Origin of the sequence: Pseudomonas putida W15Oct28 (assembly GCF_000708715.2) — a bacterium.
GTDB lineage: Bacteria > Pseudomonadota > Gammaproteobacteria > Pseudomonadales > Pseudomonadaceae > Aquipseudomonas > Aquipseudomonas putida_R.
This window is the reverse complement of record NZ_JENB01000020.1, coordinates 24731-44176: the sequence shown is the minus strand read 5'-3', so window position 1 is coordinate 44176 and position 19446 is coordinate 24731. Positions and strand designations below refer to the sequence as shown.

The 19446-nt window shown below is 63.8% G+C and carries 17 protein-coding genes; 12 read left to right on the top strand and 5 right to left on the bottom strand.

The genetic code is table 11. From position 1 onward, the window contains the following. Positions 1–21: 21 nt before the first annotated feature. Positions 22–954, bottom strand: coding sequence for a serine O-acetyltransferase EpsC (gene epsC / locus AK81_RS15750; RefSeq protein WP_043200289.1), 933 nt, complete (start codon positions 952–954; stop codon positions 22–24). 406 nt (positions 955–1360) lie between these two features. On the opposite strand from epsC, the gene tcyJ reads away from it, so the two are divergent. The 9 genes from tcyJ to AK81_RS15705 all read left to right on the top strand — a co-directional run bounded on the left by tcyJ (position 1361) and on the right by AK81_RS15705 (position 10424). Then, a complete protein-coding gene (gene tcyJ, locus AK81_RS15745) occupies positions 1361–2155 on the top strand; it encodes a cystine ABC transporter substrate-binding protein (protein ID WP_043200288.1) in 795 nt (264 codons plus the stop codon). Then, positions 2152–2820 carry a cystine ABC transporter permease gene (gene tcyL / locus AK81_RS15740; protein ID WP_043200287.1) on the top strand — a complete coding sequence of 223 codons (669 nt, stop codon included), beginning with the start codon at positions 2152–2154 and terminating at the stop codon, positions 2818–2820. Before tcyJ ends, tcyL begins: the two co-directional genes overlap by 4 nt. A gap of 2 nt (positions 2821–2822) precedes the next feature. Beyond that, on the top strand, positions 2823–3581 hold the full coding sequence (tcyN, locus tag AK81_RS15735; protein WP_043200286.1) for an L-cystine ABC transporter ATP-binding protein TcyN: 759 nt from the start codon (positions 2823–2825) through the stop codon (positions 3579–3581). Positions 3582–3907: 326 nt separating this feature from the next. Continuing rightward, positions 3908–5149: an SfnB family sulfur acquisition oxidoreductase gene (locus tag AK81_RS15730; RefSeq protein ID WP_043200285.1), complete on the top strand. Its 1242-nt coding sequence runs from the start codon at positions 3908–3910 to the stop codon at positions 5147–5149. A gap of 164 nt (positions 5150–5313) precedes the next feature. Then, positions 5314–6495, top strand: coding sequence for an SfnB family sulfur acquisition oxidoreductase (locus tag AK81_RS15725; protein ID WP_043200284.1), 1182 nt, complete (start codon positions 5314–5316; stop codon positions 6493–6495). Continuing rightward, positions 6495–7886 carry an LLM class flavin-dependent oxidoreductase gene (locus tag AK81_RS15720; protein WP_043200283.1) on the top strand — a complete coding sequence of 464 codons (1392 nt, stop codon included), beginning with the start codon at positions 6495–6497 and terminating at the stop codon, positions 7884–7886. The genes AK81_RS15725 and AK81_RS15720 overlap by 1 nt, the downstream gene beginning before the upstream one ends. Beyond that, entirely contained in the window at positions 7879–8679 is an 801-nt protein-coding gene (locus AK81_RS15715; RefSeq protein WP_043200281.1) for a MetQ/NlpA family ABC transporter substrate-binding protein, read from the top strand. The genes AK81_RS15720 and AK81_RS15715 overlap by 8 nt, the downstream gene beginning before the upstream one ends. A gap of 1 nt (position 8680) precedes the next feature. Then, positions 8681–9790 carry a methionine ABC transporter ATP-binding protein gene (locus AK81_RS15710; protein ID WP_043200279.1) on the top strand — a complete coding sequence of 370 codons (1110 nt, stop codon included), beginning with the start codon at positions 8681–8683 and terminating at the stop codon, positions 9788–9790. Next, positions 9780–10424: a methionine ABC transporter permease gene (locus AK81_RS15705; RefSeq protein ID WP_008096606.1), complete on the top strand. Its 645-nt coding sequence runs from the start codon at positions 9780–9782 to the stop codon at positions 10422–10424. Before AK81_RS15710 ends, AK81_RS15705 begins: the two co-directional genes overlap by 11 nt. Before the next feature lie 115 nt (positions 10425–10539). On the opposite strand, the gene dibA is transcribed toward AK81_RS15705, so the two are convergent. Next, positions 10540–12435 (bottom strand): phosphodiesterase DibA, encoded by a 1896-nt coding sequence (dibA, locus tag AK81_RS15700; protein WP_043200277.1) that lies wholly within the window; start codon positions 12433–12435, stop codon positions 10540–10542. Here dibA and AK81_RS30140 point away from each other — a divergent pair. The 3 genes from AK81_RS30140 (at position 12434) to AK81_RS15685 (ending at position 14989) form a co-directional block, all read left to right on the top strand. Further along, on the top strand, positions 12434–12637 hold the full coding sequence (locus tag AK81_RS30140) for a hypothetical protein (RefSeq protein WP_043200275.1): 204 nt from the start codon (positions 12434–12436) through the stop codon (positions 12635–12637). The genes dibA and AK81_RS30140 overlap by 2 nt on opposite strands. Before the next feature lie 38 nt (positions 12638–12675). After that, complete coding sequence (gene desA, locus AK81_RS15690; protein ID WP_043200273.1) at positions 12676–13860, top strand: delta-9 fatty acid desaturase DesA; 1185 nt, start codon at positions 12676–12678, stop codon at positions 13858–13860. A gap of 142 nt (positions 13861–14002) precedes the next feature. Then, positions 14003–14989 (top strand): GGDEF domain-containing protein, encoded by a 987-nt coding sequence (locus tag AK81_RS15685; RefSeq protein WP_043200271.1) that lies wholly within the window; start codon positions 14003–14005, stop codon positions 14987–14989. Between the two features lie 165 nt (positions 14990–15154). Here the strand turns inward: AK81_RS15685 and AK81_RS15680 are convergent, their stop codons facing one another. The 3 genes from AK81_RS15680 to gabD all read right to left on the bottom strand — a co-directional run bounded on the left by AK81_RS15680 (position 15155) and on the right by gabD (position 19437). Beyond that, on the bottom strand, positions 15155–16396 hold the full coding sequence (locus AK81_RS15680) for a response regulator (protein ID WP_043200269.1): 1242 nt from the start codon (positions 16394–16396) through the stop codon (positions 15155–15157). 138 nt (positions 16397–16534) lie between these two features. Beyond that, positions 16535–17812 carry a 4-aminobutyrate--2-oxoglutarate transaminase gene (gabT, locus tag AK81_RS15675; RefSeq protein WP_043200267.1) on the bottom strand — a complete coding sequence of 426 codons (1278 nt, stop codon included), beginning with the start codon at positions 17810–17812 and terminating at the stop codon, positions 16535–16537. A gap of 182 nt (positions 17813–17994) precedes the next feature. Then, positions 17995–19437, bottom strand: a complete 1443-nt coding sequence (gene gabD, locus AK81_RS15670) for an NADP-dependent succinate-semialdehyde dehydrogenase (protein ID WP_043200265.1) — start codon at positions 19435–19437, stop codon at positions 17995–17997. Positions 19438–19446: the final 9 nt, after the last annotated feature.

Genomic DNA, 19446 nt, shown 5'->3' with positions numbered 1-19446 from the left:
ACAGCCAATACGAATGCTAGATCAATTCTTGTCTTGGCAATCCAGCTGCAGGTTGGCCTGGGTGATGTTGCTTTCCGCCGGCACACTGCGGGTCAGCCACACATTGCCACCAATGGTCGAGCCTTTGCCGATGGTAATGCGCCCCAGCACCGTGGCCCCGGCATAGATCACCACATCGTCCTCGACAATCGGATGGCGCGGCAGGCCTTTGTGCAAGGTCCCCGACTCATCGCTGGGGAAGCGTTTGGCGCCCAGGGTCACCGCCTGGTAGATGCGCACGCGCTCGCCGATGATCGCGGTTTCGCCGATGACCACGCCGGTACCGTGGTCGATGAAGAAGCTCGGGCCAATCTGCGCCCCGGGGTGAATATCGATACCGGTGGCCGAATGCGCCAGCTCCGAACTGATCCGCGCCAGCAGTGGCAAACCGGCCTGGTACAGGTAGTGCGCCAGACGGTGGTGGATGATCGCCAGAATGCCCGGGTAGCACAGCAGCACTTCATCGACGCTGCGCGCCGCCGGGTCGCCGTGGTAGGCGGCCAGCACGTCGGTGTCGAGCAGCACCCGCAGTTCTGGCAGCGCGGCGGCAAAGCCCTGGATCAGGCTCAGCGCCTGGGCATCGACGCTGGCGAGCTCAGCCTTGCTTTGCCGGGCGGCATAGCGCAACTCCAGACGCGCCTGAGTCAGCAAGGCGGTCAGCGCGGCATCCAGGGTATGGCCAACGTAGAAGTCTTCACTCTCTTCACGCAGGTCCACAGGCCCGAGGCGCATGGGGAACAACGCACCGCACAGTTGCTCCAGGATCTGCCGCATCGCCTCGCGCGACGGCAATTCGCGCCCGCCCTGCTCGCCGATACTGCGGCCATTGCGGGTGCGCCACTGCTCACGGGCGCCGCGCAGGCCGCTGACGATGTTGTGCAACTGCCAGTGTGCGGATGAAGGTTGTTCGCTCACGGTTTTCTCCTGCCGTATAGGCCATCTAGTTTTTTCGCCAGGTCCGGCCCTTTCGCGGGCACGTCGGATCGCCGCACCGCCGCTCCCACAAAGACCGCACACATTTTGAGCCGTGTGCTGTACCTGTGGGAGCGGGCTTGCCCGCGAAGAGGCCGGCCCTGCCTACATACAATCCACTCTACGGCAAATCCGTCCCTTGGAAAAAACAACGCTTTATTCCATCCTGCGCTAAGTCAGGCATAAGCCGCGATGACGTAGCGAGCATCCTCGCCTACCCTCAAAGCAGCCAGCACCTGGCACAAAGCAAAAAGGGAATAACAAAATAATTTTTTAATATTTCCTGGCCTAAGCAGCCAACCCTATAGTCGCCACCTCACTACTTACACAACAAGCGCGGGGCTCTGACATGTCGAAATTCGCCAAACCGCTACTCAACGCCAGCCTGGCCCTCCTGCTGGGTGTCGGCCTGCTCAGCCAGGCGTTCGCCGGCGAGCAGTTGAAGACCATCCAGGAAAAAGGCGTGATCAACGTCGGCCTAGAGGGCACCTACCCACCGTTCAGCTTCCAGGACGAGAACGGCAAGCTGGCAGGGTTCGAGGTGGAGCTTTCGGAACTGCTGGCCAAGGAATTGGGGGTCAAGGCCAAGATCCAGCCGACCAAGTGGGATGGCATCCTTGCCGCGCTGGAATCCAAGCGTTTGGACGTGGTGGTCAATCAGGTGACCATCTCCGAGGAGCGCAAGAAGAAATACGATTTCTCTGAGCCCTACACCGTTTCCGGTATCCAGGCCCTGATCCTGAAGAAGAAAGCCGAGCAGCTGAACATCAAGTCGGCGCAAGACCTGGCCGGCAAGAAAGTCGGCGTGGGCCTGGGCACCAACTACGAGCAGTGGGTCAAGCAAGACGTCCCGAAAGCCGAAGTGCGCACCTATGAAGACGACCCGAGCAAGTTTGCCGACCTGCGCAACGGCCGTATCGACGCCATCCTGATCGACCGCCTGGCCGCGCTGGAATACGCGCAAAAAGCCAAGGACACCGAACTGGCCGGCGATGCCTTCTCGCGCCTTGAAAGCGGCGTGGCCCTGCGCAAGGGCGAGCCTGAACTGCTGGCGGCGATCAACAAGGCCATCGACAAGCTCAAGGCTGACGGCACGCTGGCCAAGCTGTCCGAAAAATACTTCGGTGCCGATGTCACCAAATGATTGCTGAAAGCCTGCAACTCGTTGTCGACTCCACGCCCTTCCTGCTGAAGGGCGCGGGTTATACGGTGCTGCTCAGTGTCGGCGGCATGTTCTTTGGCCTGCTGCTGGGCTTTGCCCTGGCGCTGATGCGGCTGTCGAAGGTCTTGCCGCTGAACTGGCTGGCGCGGATCTACGTGTCGTTCTTCCGCGGCACGCCGCTGCTGGTGCAGCTGTTCGTGATCTATTTCGGCATGCCGCAGATCGGCATCGAGCTCGACCCCATCCCGGCTTCGCTGATCGGCCTGTCGCTGAACATGGCGGCCTACATCTGCGAAATCCTGCGTGCAGCGATTTCCTCCATCGACCGCGGCCAGTGGGAAGCGGCCGCCAGTATCGGCATGACCCGCGTCCAGGCCATGCGCCGGGCGATACTGCCACAAGCCTTGCGCACCGCCCTGCCCCCGCTGGGCAACAGCTTCATCTCGCTGGTCAAGGACACCGCCCTGGCAGCGACCATCCAGGTGCCCGAGCTGTTCCGCCAGGCGCAGCTGATTACCGCACGCACCTTCGAAGTGTTCACCATGTACGTGGCGGTCGCGGTCATCTACTGGGTGCTGTGCAGCATCCTCGCGCACTTCCAGAACCGCATGGAAGCGCGGGTCAACCAGCATGACCAGGAGCAATGAGCATGATTGAAGTCAAAGGCCTGACCAAGCGGTTCAAGGGCCAGACCGTGCTCAACGGCATCGACCTGACCGTGCAGCCCGGCGAAGTGGTGGCCATCATCGGCCCCAGCGGCTCGGGCAAGACCACCTTCCTGCGCTGCCTGAACCTGCTGGAAACGCCCGATGCCGGGCAGATCAAGATCGGCGCCATCAGCATCGATGCCAACCGCCCGCTGGGTGGCCAGCAGGGTGCGATACGCCGCTTGCGCCAGCAGGCCGGGTTCGTGTTCCAGAACTTCAACCTGTTCCCACACCGCACCGCCCTGGAGAACGTGATCGAGGGGCCGGTGATCGTCAAGAAGACGCCCCGCGAGCAAGCCATCGAGCTGGGGCGACGCCTGATGGCCAAGGTCGGCCTGGCGGGCAAGGAAGACGCCTACCCACGGCGCCTTTCCGGCGGCCAGCAGCAACGGGTAGCCATCGCCCGCGCCCTGGCCATGGAGCCGGAGGTGATCCTGTTCGACGAACCCACCTCGGCACTGGACCCGGAGCTGGTGGGTGAAGTGCTGGCGACCATCCGCGGCCTGGCCGAGGAGAAGCGCACCATGATCATCGTCACCCACGAGATGAGCTTTGCCCGGGACGTGGCGAACCGGGTGATCTTCTTCGACAAGGGCGTGATCGTGGAACAGGGTGAAGCCAAGGCGCTGTTTGCGGCGCCGAAGGAAGAGCGTACCCGCCAGTTTTTGCGTAAGTTCCTCGGTACTGCTGCCTCCGAGTAAACCTGTCCCGGCCTCTTCGCGGGTAAACCCGCTCCCACAGGGAATGCACCGGTTTCAAGACCTGTGCAGGACCTGTGGAAGCGGGCGTGCCCGCGAAAGGGCCGGCACATCTGTAGCAAATCCCTCCTTCTATACATATTCCAAAGAGTTAGTTCATAAACTTTTTATAAAGCATTAGGGTATATGAACCGGACCACCGGACCAGCACACTTTTGTCGCGACCAGCTGTAGCGACACAACTTTTTTGTGAGGTCAGGAATGGTCAGGATCACAATCACCCCAGTGCGTATCGCCAGGGCATTGAGTGCAGCCAAGGAGCGGTACTGATGTCCAGCCAGCCAAATACCCAATTCCACAGCGATCTCGACAGCTCGCCCCTGCTGCTGCCGGCCAAGGTACTGCGCAACGACGCCGAAGCCCTGCAAGCGGCCCGCGAACTGGCCGAGGTTGCCCGCGAGCAAGCCGCCCGCCGCGACCAGCAACGCAAGCTGCCGTGGGCGGAGATCGAGCTGTTCACCCGCAGCGGCCTGGGCAGCATCAGCGTACCCAAGGCCCACGGCGGCCCCGACGTATCGTTCGAAACCGTAGCCGAAGTGTTCCGCCTGATCAGCGCCGCCGACCCGGCCCTGGGGCAGATCCCGCAGAACCAGTTCGGCATGCTGCAACTGATTCGCCTGACGGCCACCGAGGCGCAACAGGCGCTGATCTTCCGCAGCGTGCTCGACGGTTGGCGCATCGGCAATGCCGGGCCTGAGCGCGGCACCAAGGACACCCTCACCCTCAAGGCCCGAATCACCCGCGTTGGCGACAGCTATCGCATCAGCGGCGAGAAGTTCTATTCCACCGGTGCCCTGTTCGCCCACTGGGTAGCAGTGAAGGCACTGGATGACGAAGGCCGCCAGCGCCTGGCGTTCGTGCGCCGCGGCACTCCGGGGCTGCGTATCGTCGATGACTGGTCCGGGTTCGGCCAGCGCACCACCGCCAGCGGCACTGTGCTGCTGGACCAGGTGCCGGTAGACGCGGAGCTGGTAATCGACAACTGGCGCCAGCGCGATATCCCCAACATCCAGGGCGCAGCCTCGCAGCTGATCCAGGCAGCGATCGACGCCGGCATTGCCGAAGCGGCAATCGATGATGCGATCACGTTCGTGCGCGAAAAGTCCCGCCCGTGGATTGAAGCCAACGTGGACCGTGCCAGCGACGACCCTTATGTGATCGCCGACATCGGTCGGCTGAAGCTTGAGCTGCACGCCGCCGAAGCGCTGCTGCGCAAGGCTGCGCGGGTACTCGACGAGGTCAATGCTGCGCCTATCGACGCAGCCAGCGCGGCCCGGGCCTCGATTGCGGTGGCCGAGGCCAAGGTGCTGACCACCGAAATCTCCCTGCAGGCCAGCGAGAAGCTGTTCGAGCTGGCCGGCAGCCGCGCCACCCTTGCCGAGTTCAACCTCGACCGCCACTGGCGCAATGCCCGGGTGCACACCCTGCACGACCCGGTGCGCTGGAAGTACCACGCGGTGGGCGCGTACCACCTCAACGGCACCCTGCCTGCGCGGCATTCCTGGATCTGATTTTTAGCCTCTGGGGCTGCTGCGCAGCCCTTTCCGACCGGTCCGGCGCCCCGGCAAGGCCGCTCCCACAAGTAGTGCGCGGTTCCCTGTGGGAGCGGCCTTGCCGGGGCGCCGGACCGGTCGGAAAGGGCCGCAAAGCGGCCCCAATGGCCCCGGAGAACACTATGAAAATCTCTATCATCACCAGCGACACCGAAGCCCTGAACGTCGCCGAAGACATCGCCCAACAGCTGCGCCGCGACAGCGCCCTGCGCGACCGCGAGCGCCGCCTGCCCCACGCCGAACTCGAGCTGTTCACCCGCTCCGGCCTGTGGGCCATCAGCGTGCCCAAGGCCTTTGGCGGCGCCGGCGTGTCCAACGTCACCCTGGCCAAGGTCATTGCGCGTATCGCCCAGGCCGACGGCTCGCTCGGGCAGATCCCGCAAAACCATTTCTACGGCCTGGAAGTGCTGCGGGTAAACGGCAGCCCCGAACAGCAACAGCGCCTGTACGCCGAGGTACTGGCCGGCCGCCGCTTCGGCAATGCCCTGGCCGAGCTGGGCACCAAGACTGCCAACGAACGCACCACCCGCCTGAGCCGAGACGGCGAGGGTTTTCGCATCAACGGCCGCAAGTTCTATTCCACCGGCGCCATCTACGCCCAGCGCATTCCCACCTCGGTCGTCGACGACCAAGGCGTTCAGCAACTGGCCTTCGTCCCGGCCGACAGCCAGGGCTTGCAGGTGATCGACGACTGGAGCGGCTTCGGCCAGCGCACCACCGGCAGCGGTTCGGTGGTGTTCGACAACGTATATGTCAGCGCCGCCGATGTGGTGCCGTTCCAGAGCGCCTTCGAGCGCCCCACCCCGGTCGGCCCGCTGGCGCAGATCCTTCATGCCGCCATCGACACCGGCATCGCCCGCGCGGCCTATGAAGACGCCCTGCACTTCGTGCGCACCCGCAGCCGCCCTTGGGTTGACTCGGGCCTGGACAAGGCCACGGATGACCCGCTGACGCTGAAGAGCTTCGGCCACCTGGCGATCCGCCTGCATGCCGCCGAAGCCCTGCTGGAGCGCGCCGGCGAATACCTCGACCGCGCCCGTGACGACAGCACCGCCGACAACGTGGCCGCCGCCTCCATCGCCGTGGCCGAAGCGCGGGCCATCAGCACCGAGATTTCCCTCGCCGCCGGTACCGCCCTGTTCGAACTGGGCGGCAGCCAGGCCACCCTGGCCGAGCACAACCTCGACCGCCACTGGCGCAACGCGCGCGTGCACACCCTGCACGACCCGGTGCGCTGGAAGTACCACGCCATCGGCAACTACTACCTCAACGAGGCCAACCCGCCACGCCGGGGGACCATCTGATGGCCAAGCAGATTCTGCTCAATGCCTTCAACATGAACTGCATCGGGCACATCAACCACGGCCTGTGGACCCACCCACGGGACACCTCGACCCAGTACAAGTCTCTGGAGTACTGGACCAACCTGGCGCGCCTGCTAGAGCGCGGCCTGTTCGACGGGCTGTTCATCGCCGACATCGTCGGCACCTACGACATCTACGGCCAGTCGCTGGACGTCACCCTCAAGGAGTCGATCCAGCTGCCGGTCAACGACCCGCTGCTGCTGGTTTCGGCCATGGCTGCGGTCACCCGCCACCTGGGGTTCGGCCTTACCGCCAACCTCACCTACGAGGCGCCGTACCTGTTCGCCCGGCGCCTTTCCACCCTCGACCACCTGAGCAATGGCCGGGTGGGCTGGAACATCGTCACCGGCTACCTCGACAGCGCGGCCCGCGCCATGGGCCTTGAGCAGCAACCCGAGCACGACCGCCGCTACGACCAGGCCGACGAATACCTGCAGGTGCTGTACAAGCTGCTGGAAGGCAGCTGGGCCGACGACGCCGTGGTCGCAGACCGCGAGCAGCGTGTGTATGCCCAGCCCGACAAAGTGCGCAAGGTCAGCCACCACGGCGAGTTCTACAACGTCGAGGGCTACCACCTGAGCGAACCCTCGCCGCAACGCACCCCGGTGCTGTTCCAGGCCGGCAGCTCGCAGCGTGGCCTGGCGTTCGCCGGCAACCATGCCGAATGCGTGTTCATCAGCGGCCAAAACAAGGCCGCTACCCGCGCCCAGGTCGACAAGGTACGCGCTGCCGCCCAGGCTGCCGGGCGCGACCCGCACGCGGTCAAAGTATTCATGGGCATCACGGTGATCGTGGCCGCCACCGAGCAAGCGGCCCAGGCCAAGCATGCCGAGTACCTGCGCCATGCAAGCCCCGAGGCCGGCGTCGCGCACTTCGCCGCGTCCACCGGCATCGATTTTGCGGCCTACGGGCTGGACGAGCCGATTGGCTTCAGCCAGGGCAATGCCATCCAGTCCGCCACGCGCCAGTTGCAGGACAACGCCTGGACCCGCCGCCGCCTGCTTGAACAGCACGCCTTGGGCGGCCGCTACGTAACCCTGGTCGGCTCACCCGAACAGGTGGCCGAACAATTGATCGCCTGGATCGACGAAACCGGGCTGGACGGCTTCAACCTGACCCGCACCGTCACCCCGGAAAGCTTCGAGGACTTCATCGACCTGGTCATCCCGCAGTTGCAACAGCGTGGCCGCTACAAGACCGCCTACGCCGAAGGCACCCTGCGCGAGAAGCTGTTCCAGGCCGACCACCCGCACCTGCCCGCCGATCACCCGGGCTCTACTTACCGCTTTACCCCAACCCCTGCCCCGACTGGAGCCCTGCACCATGCTTGAAAAACTGTTCCGGCCCGTCGCGGCCATTGCCCTCACCTTGGGCCTTTCCGCCAGCGCCCTGGCTGCCGAACCGCTGAAGATCGGCACCACCTCGGCCTTTGCCATTCCGCTGGAAGCCGCAGTGGAAGAAGCGCACAAGCAAGGCCTGGACGTGAAGCTGATCGAGTTCAGCGACTGGATTGCGCCCAATGTCAGCCTCAACAGCGGCGACATCGACGTGAACTACTTCCAGCACATCCCGTTCCTGGAGAACGCCAAGGCGGCTGCGGGCTTCAACCTGGTGCCTTACGCCTCGGGCATCATCAACAACGTTGGCCTGTACTCGAAAAAGTACAAAAGCTTCGCCGACCTGCCTGAAGGCGCCAGCGTGGCCATCGCCAACGACCCGATCAACAGCGGCCGCGGCCTGCAACTGCTGGCCAAGGCCGGGCTGATCACCCTGAAGCCAGGCGTTGGCTACAAGGCCACCGAAGACGACATCGTCGCCAACCCGAAAAAGCTGAAAATCCTGCAGGTCGAGGCGGTTCAGCTGGTACGCGCCTACGATGACGCCGACCTGGTGCAGGGCTACCCGGCCTACATCCGCCTGGCCAACACCTTCGATGCCACCTCGGCATTGCTGTTCGACGGCCTGGAAAACAAGGAATACGTGATCCAGTTCGTCATCCGCCCGCAAAGCAAGGACGACCCACGCCTGGCCAAGTTCGTCGACATCTACCAGCACTCGCCGGTGGTGCGCGCAGCATTGGACAAAGCCCACGGCAAGCTCTACCAAGCCGGCTGGGAAGGCTGACATGGGCCAGGCCAGCGCGCTCAGGGCGCCTACACCACAACCATTGCCGCCAACGGTCAAGGAACAGGCCCTGCGCCCGGAAGTCAATGAAGCCCATGTGCGCTTCATCGGCCTGGGCAAGACCTACCCTGGCCAGGCGCAACCGGCCTTGCAAGGCATCGACCTGAACATCCGCCATGGCGAGATCTTCGGCATCATCGGCCGCAGCGGTGCCGGCAAGTCTTCACTGCTGCGCACCATCAACCGCCTGGAACAACCCAGCCAGGGCCGGGTACTGATCGACCAGGTGGACATCGCGCCCTTCGACGAGGACGACCTGGTGGCGCTGCGCCGGCGCATCGGCATGATCTTCCAGCACTTCAACCTGATGTCGGCCAAGACCGTGTGGCAGAACGTCGAGCTGCCATTGAAGGTGGCCGGCGTGGCCAAGGCCGAGCGCCAGCGCAAGGTGCGCGAACTGCTCGAGCTGGTCGGCTTGCAGGAAAAGCACCACGTGTACCCTGCGCAGCTGTCCGGCGGGCAGAAACAGCGCGTGGGCATTGCCCGGGCGCTGGTGCACGACCCCGAGATTTTGCTGTGCGACGAGGCCACCTCGGCGCTGGACCCGGAAACCACCGCGTCGATCCTTGAGCTGCTGCGCGACATCAACCAGCGCCTGGGCCTGACCATCGTGCTGATCACCCACGAAATGGCGGTGATCCGCGATATCTGCCACCGGGTGGTCGTGCTGGAGCGCGGCGAAGTGGTCGAGCAGGGCGAAGTCTGGCGGGTGTTTGGCTCTCCACGCCACGAGGTCACCCGCACCCTGCTCGCGCCGTTGCAGGCCAGGTTGCCTGCCGCGCTGCAAGCCAGCTTGCGGGCGAGCCCGGTGAGCCGCGACAGCGCTGTGGTGCTGAAACTGACCCTGCTCGGCGAACCCGAGCTGTCTGCCCTGTTCAACGATCTGGGCGGCCGCGTGCGGCTGCTGCAGGGCGGCGTGGAAACCATTGGCGAGCATGCCTTGGGGCAACTGATCCTGTCGGTGCAACACTCGCCGCACGATACCCATCAACTGCTGGAACGTGCCCGCCGCTGGGCCGAGGACGTGGAGGTACTGGGCCATGTGGTTTGATCGCCTGCTGGAAGGCTTGCTCGATACCCTGCTGATGGTCGGCGTGTCGTCGCTGATTGCCCTGCTGGTGGGGGTGCCGATGGCGGTGCTGCTGGTCACCAGCGACAAGGGCGGCATCTTTGAAGCGCCGCTGCTGAACCGGGTGCTGGGCGCCTTCGTCAACCTGTTCCGCTCGATCCCGTTCCTGATCCTGATGGTCGCGCTGATCCCCTTCACTCGCCTGGTGGTAGGCACCACCTACGGCGTGTGGGCGGCGGTGGTGCCGTTGACCATTGCCGCCACGCCGTTCTTTGCGCGGATTGCCGAGGTCAGCTTGCGCGAAGTCGACCATGGTTTGGTGGAAGCCGCACAGGCCATGGGCTGCCGGCGCTGGCACATCGTCTGGCACGTGCTGTTGCCCGAGGCGCTGCCGGGCATCGTCGGGGGCTTCACCATTACCCTGGTGACCCTGATCAACTCCTCGGCCATGGCCGGAGCAATCGGAGCCGGGGGCTTGGGCGACATTGCTTATCGGTATGGCTACCAGCGCTTTGACAGCCAGATCATGCTGACCGTGATTGCCATGTTGGTAGCGTTGGTGGCGTTGATCCAGCTGGGTGGAGACCGCCTGGCGAAGGGCTTGAACAAGCGTTGAATGTTGGGGCTGCTTCGCAGCCCAATCGCGACACAAGGCCGCTCCTACAGGCGACCGCGTCCCCATGTAGGAGCGGCCTTGTGTCGCGATCGGGCCGCAAAGCGGCCCCAAGCTCTCAATCCCAGCGAAGATCCCCAGCCGGCACCGGCCGCCCGAACCAGTACCCTTGCCCCAACTGACACTGCTCCTGCAGCAGGAAGCTGGCCTGCTCGGCCTGCTCGATGCCCTCGGCATGCACCTGCATGCCCATGCTGCGGGCCAGGGCGATGATCACCCGCACGATCGCGATGTCATCTTCATCCAGCGGCAACCCGGCAACAAAGCCCTGGTCGATCTTCAGCTTCTGCACCGGCAATCGCTTGAGCCGCAGCAACGACGAATACCCGGTGCCAAAGTCGTCGATGGCAAGAGTCACCCCCAGCTCGCGTAGACGATGCAGCTGCTCCAGCGCCACTTCAGGGTCTTCCATCACTGCGCTTTCGGTCACTTCCAACTCAAGCAGGGCCGGGGCCAGGCCCGTCTCGCTCAGCACCTCGGCCACCTGCCGGTACAGTTCATGCTGGCCAAACAGCCGGCTGGAAATGTTTACCGCCACAAATGCCAGCTGCCGGCCTTCAGCCTGCCATTGCACCATTTGCCGACAGGCCTGGCGCAGCACCCAGGTGTCGATTTCGGCAATCAGCCCGGTGCGCTCGGCAATCGGTATGAACTCGCCCGGCGGCACCAGGCCGCGCTGGGGGTGCTGCCAGCGCACCAGTGTCTCGACCCCGACCTGTAGGCCTGTCGCCAAGTCATGTACCGGCTGGAAGTACGCCCGCAGCTCATCCTGCTCCAGGGCCCGGCGCAGCTCACCGGCGGTCTCGACCCGGTGCTGGGCGTGAGCGGTCAGCTCTTCGGTGTACAGCGCATAGCAGGCCCGGCCGTTGCTTTTGGCCTTGTACAACGCCGCGTCGGCATTACGCAGCAACTGCTCGGCGCTCAAGGCGTCGCTGGGGAACAGGCTGATACCGACGCTGGCACTGATGAACAGGCGATTTTCCTCGAACAGGAACGGCTCGCGCATGCGCTCGATAATGCATTGCGCCAGCTTGCCCGCCTGGCCGACCTGCTGGCAGTTCTCGGCCAGCACACCGAACTCGTCGCCACCCAGGCGTGCCAGGGTCACGCCGTTGCCCAGTACCTCGCCCAGGCGCTCGCCCACCAGCTTCAGCAACTGGTCACCGATGGTGTGGCCGAGGCCGTCGTTGATACTCTGGAAATGGTCCAGGTCCAGCAGCAGCAGGGCACAGCCGCGCTTGTTGGCCTGCGCGGCCGCCAGGGCCTGCTCGACCCGGTCGGTGAACAGCAGGCGGTTGGGCAGGCCGGTCAGCGGGTCGTGGTGCGCCAGGAAGGCCAGTTCCTGTTCCGAATGCTTGATCGCACTGATATCACTGAACACCGCCACGTAATGGCTCAGCTCACCGTCGTCATCGCGGATGGCGCAGATGGTCTGCCATTGCGGGTAGATTTCGCCGCTTTTGCGCCGGTTCCAGATTTCGCCGCTCCACTCGCCCTGCTCGGCCAGGGTGGCAAAGATCTGCTGGTAGAACGCCTGGCCGTGGCGGCCCGACTTGAACTTGCTCGGGCGATGGCCGATCACCTCGTCCTGCTGGTAGCCGGTGATGCGCATGAAGGCACGGTTTACGTGCACGATCAGGCCCTGGCGGTCGGTGACCAGTACACCTTCGAGGGTACTGTCGAACACTGCGGCAGCCATGCGCAGCCGCTCGCGGTCCTCGCAGCGCAAGCGCGCACCAACACCGATGAAGTTCAGCAGCCGTACCCTGGAAACGTAGATCAGCACGGCACTGAACAGCACCCACAGCACGATATTGATCTGCCGCCCCACGGTCAGTGCCAGGGGGTCGTCAGTCATGCCGTGCAGCATCACCTCGGCCAGCGCCAGCCAGAGGATCGAGAGCACCACATACAGCGCAGCCATGCGCAAGGCGTCGCGAACGGAAACAGACATGTCGGGTGGGATTGCCCATCAGAAAGGAATGGCGATTATAAAGGTTCTGGTGGTCTGTGGGAGCGGGCATGCCCGCGAAGAGGGCAACTCGGTGCATGGCACCGGCGTTGCCGGTGTTCGCGGGCACGCCCGCTCCCACAGGGATCGCGTGAAATATCGCGTCGTCAGCTTTGACTGGTTTTATTTCCCTGCCAAGGGATAATCAGCCCCTCCTCCTGCATTCCGAGGGTTTTTACACCTATGTGGTACTACGGCCTGCTCGACTTGTCGGCCTGGCAACTGGTCGGCATCACCTTGTTGATGACCCACGTGACCATTGTCAGCGTCACGGTCTACCTGCATCGCTACTCCGCGCACCGGGCCCTGGAGCTCAATGGCGCGCTCAAGCACTTCTTCCGCTTCTGGCTGTGGCTGACCACGGCGCAGAACACCCGCGAATGGACCGCCATCCACCGCAAGCACCACGCCAAGTGCGAAACCCCCGACGACCCGCACAGCCCGGTGCACAAGGGCCTAGGAACGGTGCTGCGCAAGGGCGCCGAGCTGTATCGCGAAGAGGCGCGCAACCCCGAAACCCTGCGCATCTACGGCAAGAACTGCCCGGATGACTGGATCGAGTGCAACCTCTACTCGCGCTACAAGCTGGGTGGCATCGCCTTGATGGCGGTGATCGACCTGCTGCTGTTTGGCACCATCGGCATCACCATCTGGGCGGTGCAGATGATGTGGATCCCGTTCTGGGCTGCCGGTGTGGTCAACGGCCTGGGCCACGCGCTTGGCTATCGCAACTTCGAATGCCGCGACGCTGCCACCAACCTGGTGCCGTGGGGCATCGTCATCGGCGGCGAAGAGCTGCACAACAACCACCACACCTACCCCAACTCGGCCAAGCTGTCGGTCAAGCGCTGGGAGTTCGACATGGGCTGGGCCTGGATACGCCTGTTCTGCCTGTTGCGCCTGGCCAAGGTGCAGCGCGTGGCACCCATTGCCCACCGGGTGGCGGGCAAGGCCAGCCTGGACATGGACACTGCCATGGCCATCCTCAACAACCGCTTCCAGATCATGGCCCAGTACCGCAAGCTGGTGATCGGCCCGCTGGTGAAACAGGAGCTGGCCCGCGTCGATGCGTCGGTGCGTCACCACTTCCGCCGTGCCAAACGCCTGCTGTCGCGCGAAACCAGCTTGCTGGAAGACCGCCACCATGTGCGTATCGAGTCCATGCTTGCCCATAGCCAGGCGCTGAAGACCATTTACGAAAAGCGCTTGGCCCTGCAGCAGATCTGGGCGCGCACCAGCGCCAACGGCCACGACATGCTGGCTGCCATGAAGGACTGGATACACGAGGCTGAAACCAGCGGCATTCACGCCCTGCGCGACTTCGCGGCGCAACTCAAGACCTACTCCCTGCGCCCGACCGGCGCCTGACCGCCGTTAGTCGGCACGCCCCCTTGGCGGGGCGTGCCGCTCGGAACTTCGCCCACCCGTCACCACTCAAACCAGGCACATCGCCCGCGTGGCGGGCAGGATGCTGGCCGCACGCTTTCAAGTCGAGACCTGATTCGTGCACATGGCCAAGAATATCCCCACGATCCTGCCTGGTACCCCTCCTCCTGAAGCCGCCCAGACCTTGCTGGCCTTGCTCCACGCCCAAGGCGAAGTTGCCCGTCTGAGCGAGCGCGAGCAGCTGTTCAGCTCACTGCTCGACAGCGTCAATGCGGTGCTCTGGGCCTTCGACTGGGAAACCCGCCAGGTGCTCTACGTAAGCCCCGCCTACGAGCGCATCTTCGGCCGCCCGGTGAGCCTGGTGCTGGCCGACTACAACGAATGGCGCGACAGCATCTACCCCGACGACCTGGAGTTCGCCGAACGCAGCCTGGCCCAGGTCCTGCTCAAGGGCTCGGTGGAAGACCGCGAATACCGCATCCTCAATGCCGAAGGCCAAGTGCGCTGGCTGAGCGACAAGTGCTACATCAACCAGCAGCGCGAGGACGACCGGGTGATCATCGTCGGCATTGCCGAAGACATCACCGAGAAAAAGCAGCTCGAAAGCGAGTTGCAACGCCTGGCCACCACCGACGTGCTGACCCAGAGCAGCAACCGCCGACACTTCTTCGAATGCGCCCAGCAAGCCTTCGACAGTGCCCGCGAAGACGGTACGCCGCTGGCCTTCCTGTTGCTGGATATCGATGACTTCAAAGTCATCAACGACAGCTATGGCCACCAGGAAGGCGACCAGGTGCTGCAACGCATCGCCGACAGCGGCAAGGCCGTGCTACGCCGTGGCGACCTGTTCGGGCGCATTGGCGGCGAGGAATTTGCCGCGATATTCCCGGGATGCGATGCGCAGATGGCGGAACCGGTGGCCGAGCGCTTGCAGCGGGAAATCCAGCGCTTGAGCTTCAGCCACGGCGAGCAGACGTACGGGGTGACGGTGAGCCAGGGGCTGACCGGGCTGACCGAAGAAGACGTGGCACTGGACAGCCTGTATGCCCGGGCCGATGCGGCGATGTACCAGGCCAAGCGGCAGGGCAAGAACCAGATCGTCCGCGGCTGAGTGTCCTACCCACAGCCTAAAGGCCAGCGCGATTTCTGTGGGAGCGGCCTTGTGTCGCGAAAGGGCTGCGCAGCAGCCCCGGCAATTCATGCATTTGCGCTGGAATCCTGGGGCTGCTGCGCAGCCCTTTCGCGACACAAGGCCGCTCCCACAAAAGGCCGTGGCTCAGCCCGAGGCCTCCTCCTCAGGCGGCGTAGCCTGGGGACTCTGAACCTTACGCAGCCGGTTCAGCTCCGGCAGGCCAATCTTGAGCAACCGCGCCGTCTTGCCACTGGCCACCTTCTCCATCCCCTGCTCGGCCGGCAGCCGCGACAACTGCCCGGCCAGGTTCATGGCCAGGATCTCCCGCGAATACACGCCGCCGCCCAGCTGGTAGATCGCCGCGATCAACTCGCGCAGTGCCAGCGGCAAGCGCCAGCGCGTGCGTAGCGCCGAACCGAACGCCGCACCAAACTCATCCAGCGATTGCTGCACGTTGCGTTCGTCCAGCTCGCCCCCGGCCAACCGCCACTCTTGCAAGCAGCGCAGCACCGCCAGGTCACCCAGGCAATGCAGCAGCCCCGCGCAATAGCAGCGCCCTTCGTCCAGCTCGAGCATGCGCGCCAAAGTACGGCCATATTCGGCCGTATGCAGCGAAAGGTCCCAGTAACCGGCCGCGTGCTGCGCCAGCAACGGGTCACTGAGCCGCGCACTGCGCTTGAGGGTCATGCCCAGAATCAGGTTCATGCTCTGGGTACTGCCAAGTTTGTTCAGGGCCTGCAGCAACGTTTGCACCGGCGCTTCACGGTGCAGCGCGGCGCTGTTGGCGGCCGCGATCAAAACGGCGGTGACTTGAGGATCGTTACGCACTTCTTCTTCGAGCACCTTCAGGTTCAGGCCCTGAGGGTTGAGCGCCCGCTTGATCGCCACCTGCACATCGGCCAACAGCGGCCCGCCATCGGCGGTAGCGCGGCGCTGCTCCAGGTAGGCGGGCAGGCTGGCACCGGCTTGCAAGGCCGGCACCGGGCAGGCGATTTCTTCGCCAACGGCCACCAGCAGCTCTTCCAGGCGCTTGCGCAGGTTGTCCAGGTTCAGTGGTTTGCTCAGGTAGGCGGTGGGGTGCAGGGGCAACACCTCGCGCACACTGGCGCTGTCGCTGCGGTTGCTCATGAGGATGAACGGCAACCCCGGCCCTTTGGCGCGGACCTTGCGCAGCAGGTCCAGGCCGTCGACACCGGCCAGCTCGCGGGCGGCGATGATCAGGTCGGGTTTGTTGGCCAGCAGGTTGAGTGCCTGCGAACCATCGGCGCACACCTGCAGCCGGGCATCACAGCGCACGCTGAGCAGCATCTCGCTGAGCATGTCACGTACCCAGGGATCACCCTCGACTATCAGTACGTTTGGTGCGGTGGGGTTTGCAGCGCTCATCGCCAACAACTCCTGAATAGCCTGACACACATTCCGTCGCAGCTTCCAAAGCAAATCCTCCGCTAACCATAGCGCCCCATGGCTTTCCTGGGCACAAAAAAAACCCGCCGAAGCGGGTTTTTTCAGAAGCGCGTCACATCAAGCGAGTTCAGCGAAGCACTCTTCGATGATGGCCAGGCCTTTGTCCAGCAGTGCGTCTTCGGCAGTCAGCGGTACCAGGATACGCAGAACGTTGCCGTAGGTGCCGCAGGACAGCAGGATCAGACCCTTGTCGCGTGCCTTGGCAACAACCTGGCCAACAGCAGCAGCGTTCGGGGTGTGAGTGCCTTTCTCGAAGACTTCAACAGCAATCATCGAGCCCAGGCCACGGACGTCGCCGATGATCGGGTGCTTCTTCTGGATTTCGCGCAGGCCAGCGGTCAGACGCTCACCTACAGCCTTGCTGCGGTCCAGCAGTTTTTCTTCTTCGAACACTTCGATCACGGCCAGGGCCGCGGCGCAAGCGATCGGCGAACCGGCGTAGGTGCCGCCCAGGCCGCCCGGCGCGATGGCGTCCATGTACTCGGCCTTGCCGCACACACCGGCCAGCGGGAAGCCGCCAGCGATGGATTTGGCGAAGGTGGTCAGGTCAGGCGCAACGCCCATCTGTTCCATGGCGAAGAAGGTACCGGTACGGCCAGCGCCAGTCTGTACTTCGTCGGCGATCAGCAGGATGCCGTGCTGGTCGCACAGGGCGCGCAGGCGCTTCATCAGCTCTTTCGGCGCTGGCAGGAAGCCGCCTTCGCCTTGTACTGGCTCGAGGATGATCGCGGCGATGTCTTTAGGCTCGGCGTCGTTCTTGAAGATACGCTCGACCGAAGCGATGGCTTCGTCAACGCTGACACCGTGCAGCTCGTTCGGGAACAGCGCGCGGAACACGCCGCCTGGCATCAGGCCCATGCCAGCGGAGTACGGCACAACCTTGCCGGTCAGGCCCAGGGTCATCATGGTACGGCCGTGGTAAGCACCGGTGAAGGCGATGACGCCAGCACGGCCAGTGGCGGCACGGGCGATCTTGACGGCGTTTTCAACGGCTTCGGAGCCGGTGGTGACCAGCAGGGTCTTCTTGTCGAAGTCGCCTGGTACCAGCTTGTTGATCTTCTCGCACAGCTCTACGTAGGGTTCGTAGGCCAGCACCTGGAAGCAGGTGTGGCTGACTTTGGTCAGCTGCTCTTGCACGGCTGCAACCACTTTCGGGTGCAGGTGGCCGGTGTTCAGTACTGCGATGCCGCCGGCGAAGTCGATCAGTTCGCGGCCTTCAACGTCGATCACGGTCGAGTTCTTCGCGGTGTCGACGAAGATCGGGTGGATCTGGCCAACGCCACGTGGGACGGCAGCTACACGACGTTGCATCAAGGATTCGTTGGTCTTGCTCATAATGCCCTCATTGCGCCGACAGGAATGGCGCTTTTATTCGGGGGTGGCTGGGAGTGCTCGCAAACAGTATTCGTTGATCGACTGCCGTAAACGCCCTGGCCACCAGGTACTGCGATGTAAAAAAGGCCAGCGAGACGTCGCTCTCGCGCCCCGCTGGCAGAGGTAAAGCCTTTACCGTGCTATCAGACGCTGATGCACAGGTATTTGATTTCGAGGTAGTCCTCGATACCGTATTTGGAACCTTCGCGGCCCAGGCCCGAAGCCTTGATGCCACCGAACGGTGCCACTTCGTTGGAGATCAGGCCGGTGTTGATACCCACCATGCCGTATTCCAGCGCTTCGGCAACACGGAACACACGGCTCATGTCGCGGGCGTAGAAGTACGAAGCCAGGCCGAACTCGGTGTCGTTGGACATGGCGATGACTTCGGCTTCGTCCTGGAAGCGGAACAGCGGCGCCAGTGGGCCGAAGGTCTCTTCCTTGGCGACCGCAGCAGTCTTCGGTACGTCAACCAGGATGGTCGGCTCGAAGAAGTTGCCTTCGATCAGCTTGCCACCGGACAGCACCTTGGCGCCTTTGGAGACGGCGTCTTCGATGTGTTCCTGAACCTTGGCGACAGCTTTACCGTCGATCAGCGGGCCAGTGGTGGTGCCGTCTTCCAGGCCGTTACCGATCTTCAGCTTGGCAACTGCAGCAGCCAGCTTCTGGGCGAACGCGTCGTAGACGCCGTCCTGCACGTAGATACGGTTGGCGCAGACGCAGGTCTGGCCGTTGTTACGGTACTTGGAGATGATCGCGCCCTCGACCGCCTTGTCCAGGTCGGCGTCGTCGAACACGATGAACGGGGCGTTGCCACCCAGCTCCAGGGAAACCTTCTTGATGTCCTTGGCGCATTCCTGCATCAGCTGGCGACCGATTTCGGTCGAGCCGGTGAAGGACAGCTTGCGTACCAGGGAGTTGCCGGTCAGTTCGCCGCCAACTTCGCCGGCGCTGCCGGTAACGACGCTCAGCACGCCAGCCGGGATACCGGCACGGTGTGCCAGCTCGACCAGGGCCAGGGCGGAGTAAGGGGTCTGCGAAGCAGGCTTGAGCACCATGGTGCAGCCAGCGGCCAGGGCCGGGCCGGCTTTACGGGTGATCATGGCGGCCGGGAAGTTCCACGGGGTGATGGCCGCGGTAACGCCGATTGGCTGCTTGATGACGATCAGGCGCTTGTCTGGCTGGTGGCCCGGGATGGTGTCACCGTAGACGCGCTTGGCTTCTTCGGCGAACCACTCGATGAACGAAGCGGCGTAGGCGATTTCGCCCTTGGCTTCGGCCAGTGGCTTGCCCTGCTCGGTGGTCATCAGGCGAGCCAGGTCGTCCTGGTTCTCGATCATCAGTTCGAACCAGCGACGCAGCTTGGCCGAACGCTCTTTGGCGGTCAGTGCACGCCAGGCCGGCAGGGCCTTGTCGGCGGCTTCGATGGCGCGGCGAGTTTCCGCGGTGCCCATCTTTGGCACGGTACCGATGACTTCACCGGTGGCCGGGTTGGTCACCTTGATGGTCTGGCCGTTGTCCGCATCCAGCCACTCACCATTGATATAGGCTTGCTGGCGGAACAACTGAGCGTCTTTGAGCTGCATGTCGGCTTC

Coding starts and splice junctions, on each gene's coding strand:
- AK81_RS15715 (WP_043200281.1), top strand. CDS start 7,879: ATGCTTGAAAAACTGTTCCGGCCCGTCGCGGCCATTGCCCTCACCTTG.
- tcyN (WP_043200286.1), top strand. CDS start 2,823: ATGATTGAAGTCAAAGGCCTGACCAAGCGGTTCAAGGGCCAGACCGTG.
- AK81_RS15710 (WP_043200279.1), top strand. CDS start 8,681: ATGGGCCAGGCCAGCGCGCTCAGGGCGCCTACACCACAACCATTGCCG.
- AK81_RS30140 (WP_043200275.1), top strand. CDS start 12,434: ATGTCGGGTGGGATTGCCCATCAGAAAGGAATGGCGATTATAAAGGTT.
- AK81_RS15705 (WP_008096606.1), top strand. CDS start 9,780: ATGTGGTTTGATCGCCTGCTGGAAGGCTTGCTCGATACCCTGCTGATG.
- AK81_RS15680 (WP_043200269.1), bottom strand. CDS start 16,396: ATGAGCGCTGCAAACCCCACCGCACCAAACGTACTGATAGTCGAGGGT.
- gabD (WP_043200265.1), bottom strand. CDS start 19,437: ATGCAGCTCAAAGACGCTCAGTTGTTCCGCCAGCAAGCCTATATCAAT.
- desA (WP_043200273.1), top strand. CDS start 12,676: ATGTGGTACTACGGCCTGCTCGACTTGTCGGCCTGGCAACTGGTCGGC.
- AK81_RS15685 (WP_043200271.1), top strand. CDS start 14,003: ATGGCCAAGAATATCCCCACGATCCTGCCTGGTACCCCTCCTCCTGAA.
- AK81_RS15725 (WP_043200284.1), top strand. CDS start 5,314: ATGAAAATCTCTATCATCACCAGCGACACCGAAGCCCTGAACGTCGCC.
- AK81_RS15720 (WP_043200283.1), top strand. CDS start 6,495: ATGGCCAAGCAGATTCTGCTCAATGCCTTCAACATGAACTGCATCGGG.
- dibA (WP_043200277.1), bottom strand. CDS start 12,435: ATGTCTGTTTCCGTTCGCGACGCCTTGCGCATGGCTGCGCTGTATGTG.
- tcyJ (WP_043200288.1), top strand. CDS start 1,361: ATGTCGAAATTCGCCAAACCGCTACTCAACGCCAGCCTGGCCCTCCTG.
- gabT (WP_043200267.1), bottom strand. CDS start 17,812: ATGAGCAAGACCAACGAATCCTTGATGCAACGTCGTGTAGCTGCCGTC.
- AK81_RS15730 (WP_043200285.1), top strand. CDS start 3,908: ATGTCCAGCCAGCCAAATACCCAATTCCACAGCGATCTCGACAGCTCG.
- tcyL (WP_043200287.1), top strand. CDS start 2,152: ATGATTGCTGAAAGCCTGCAACTCGTTGTCGACTCCACGCCCTTCCTG.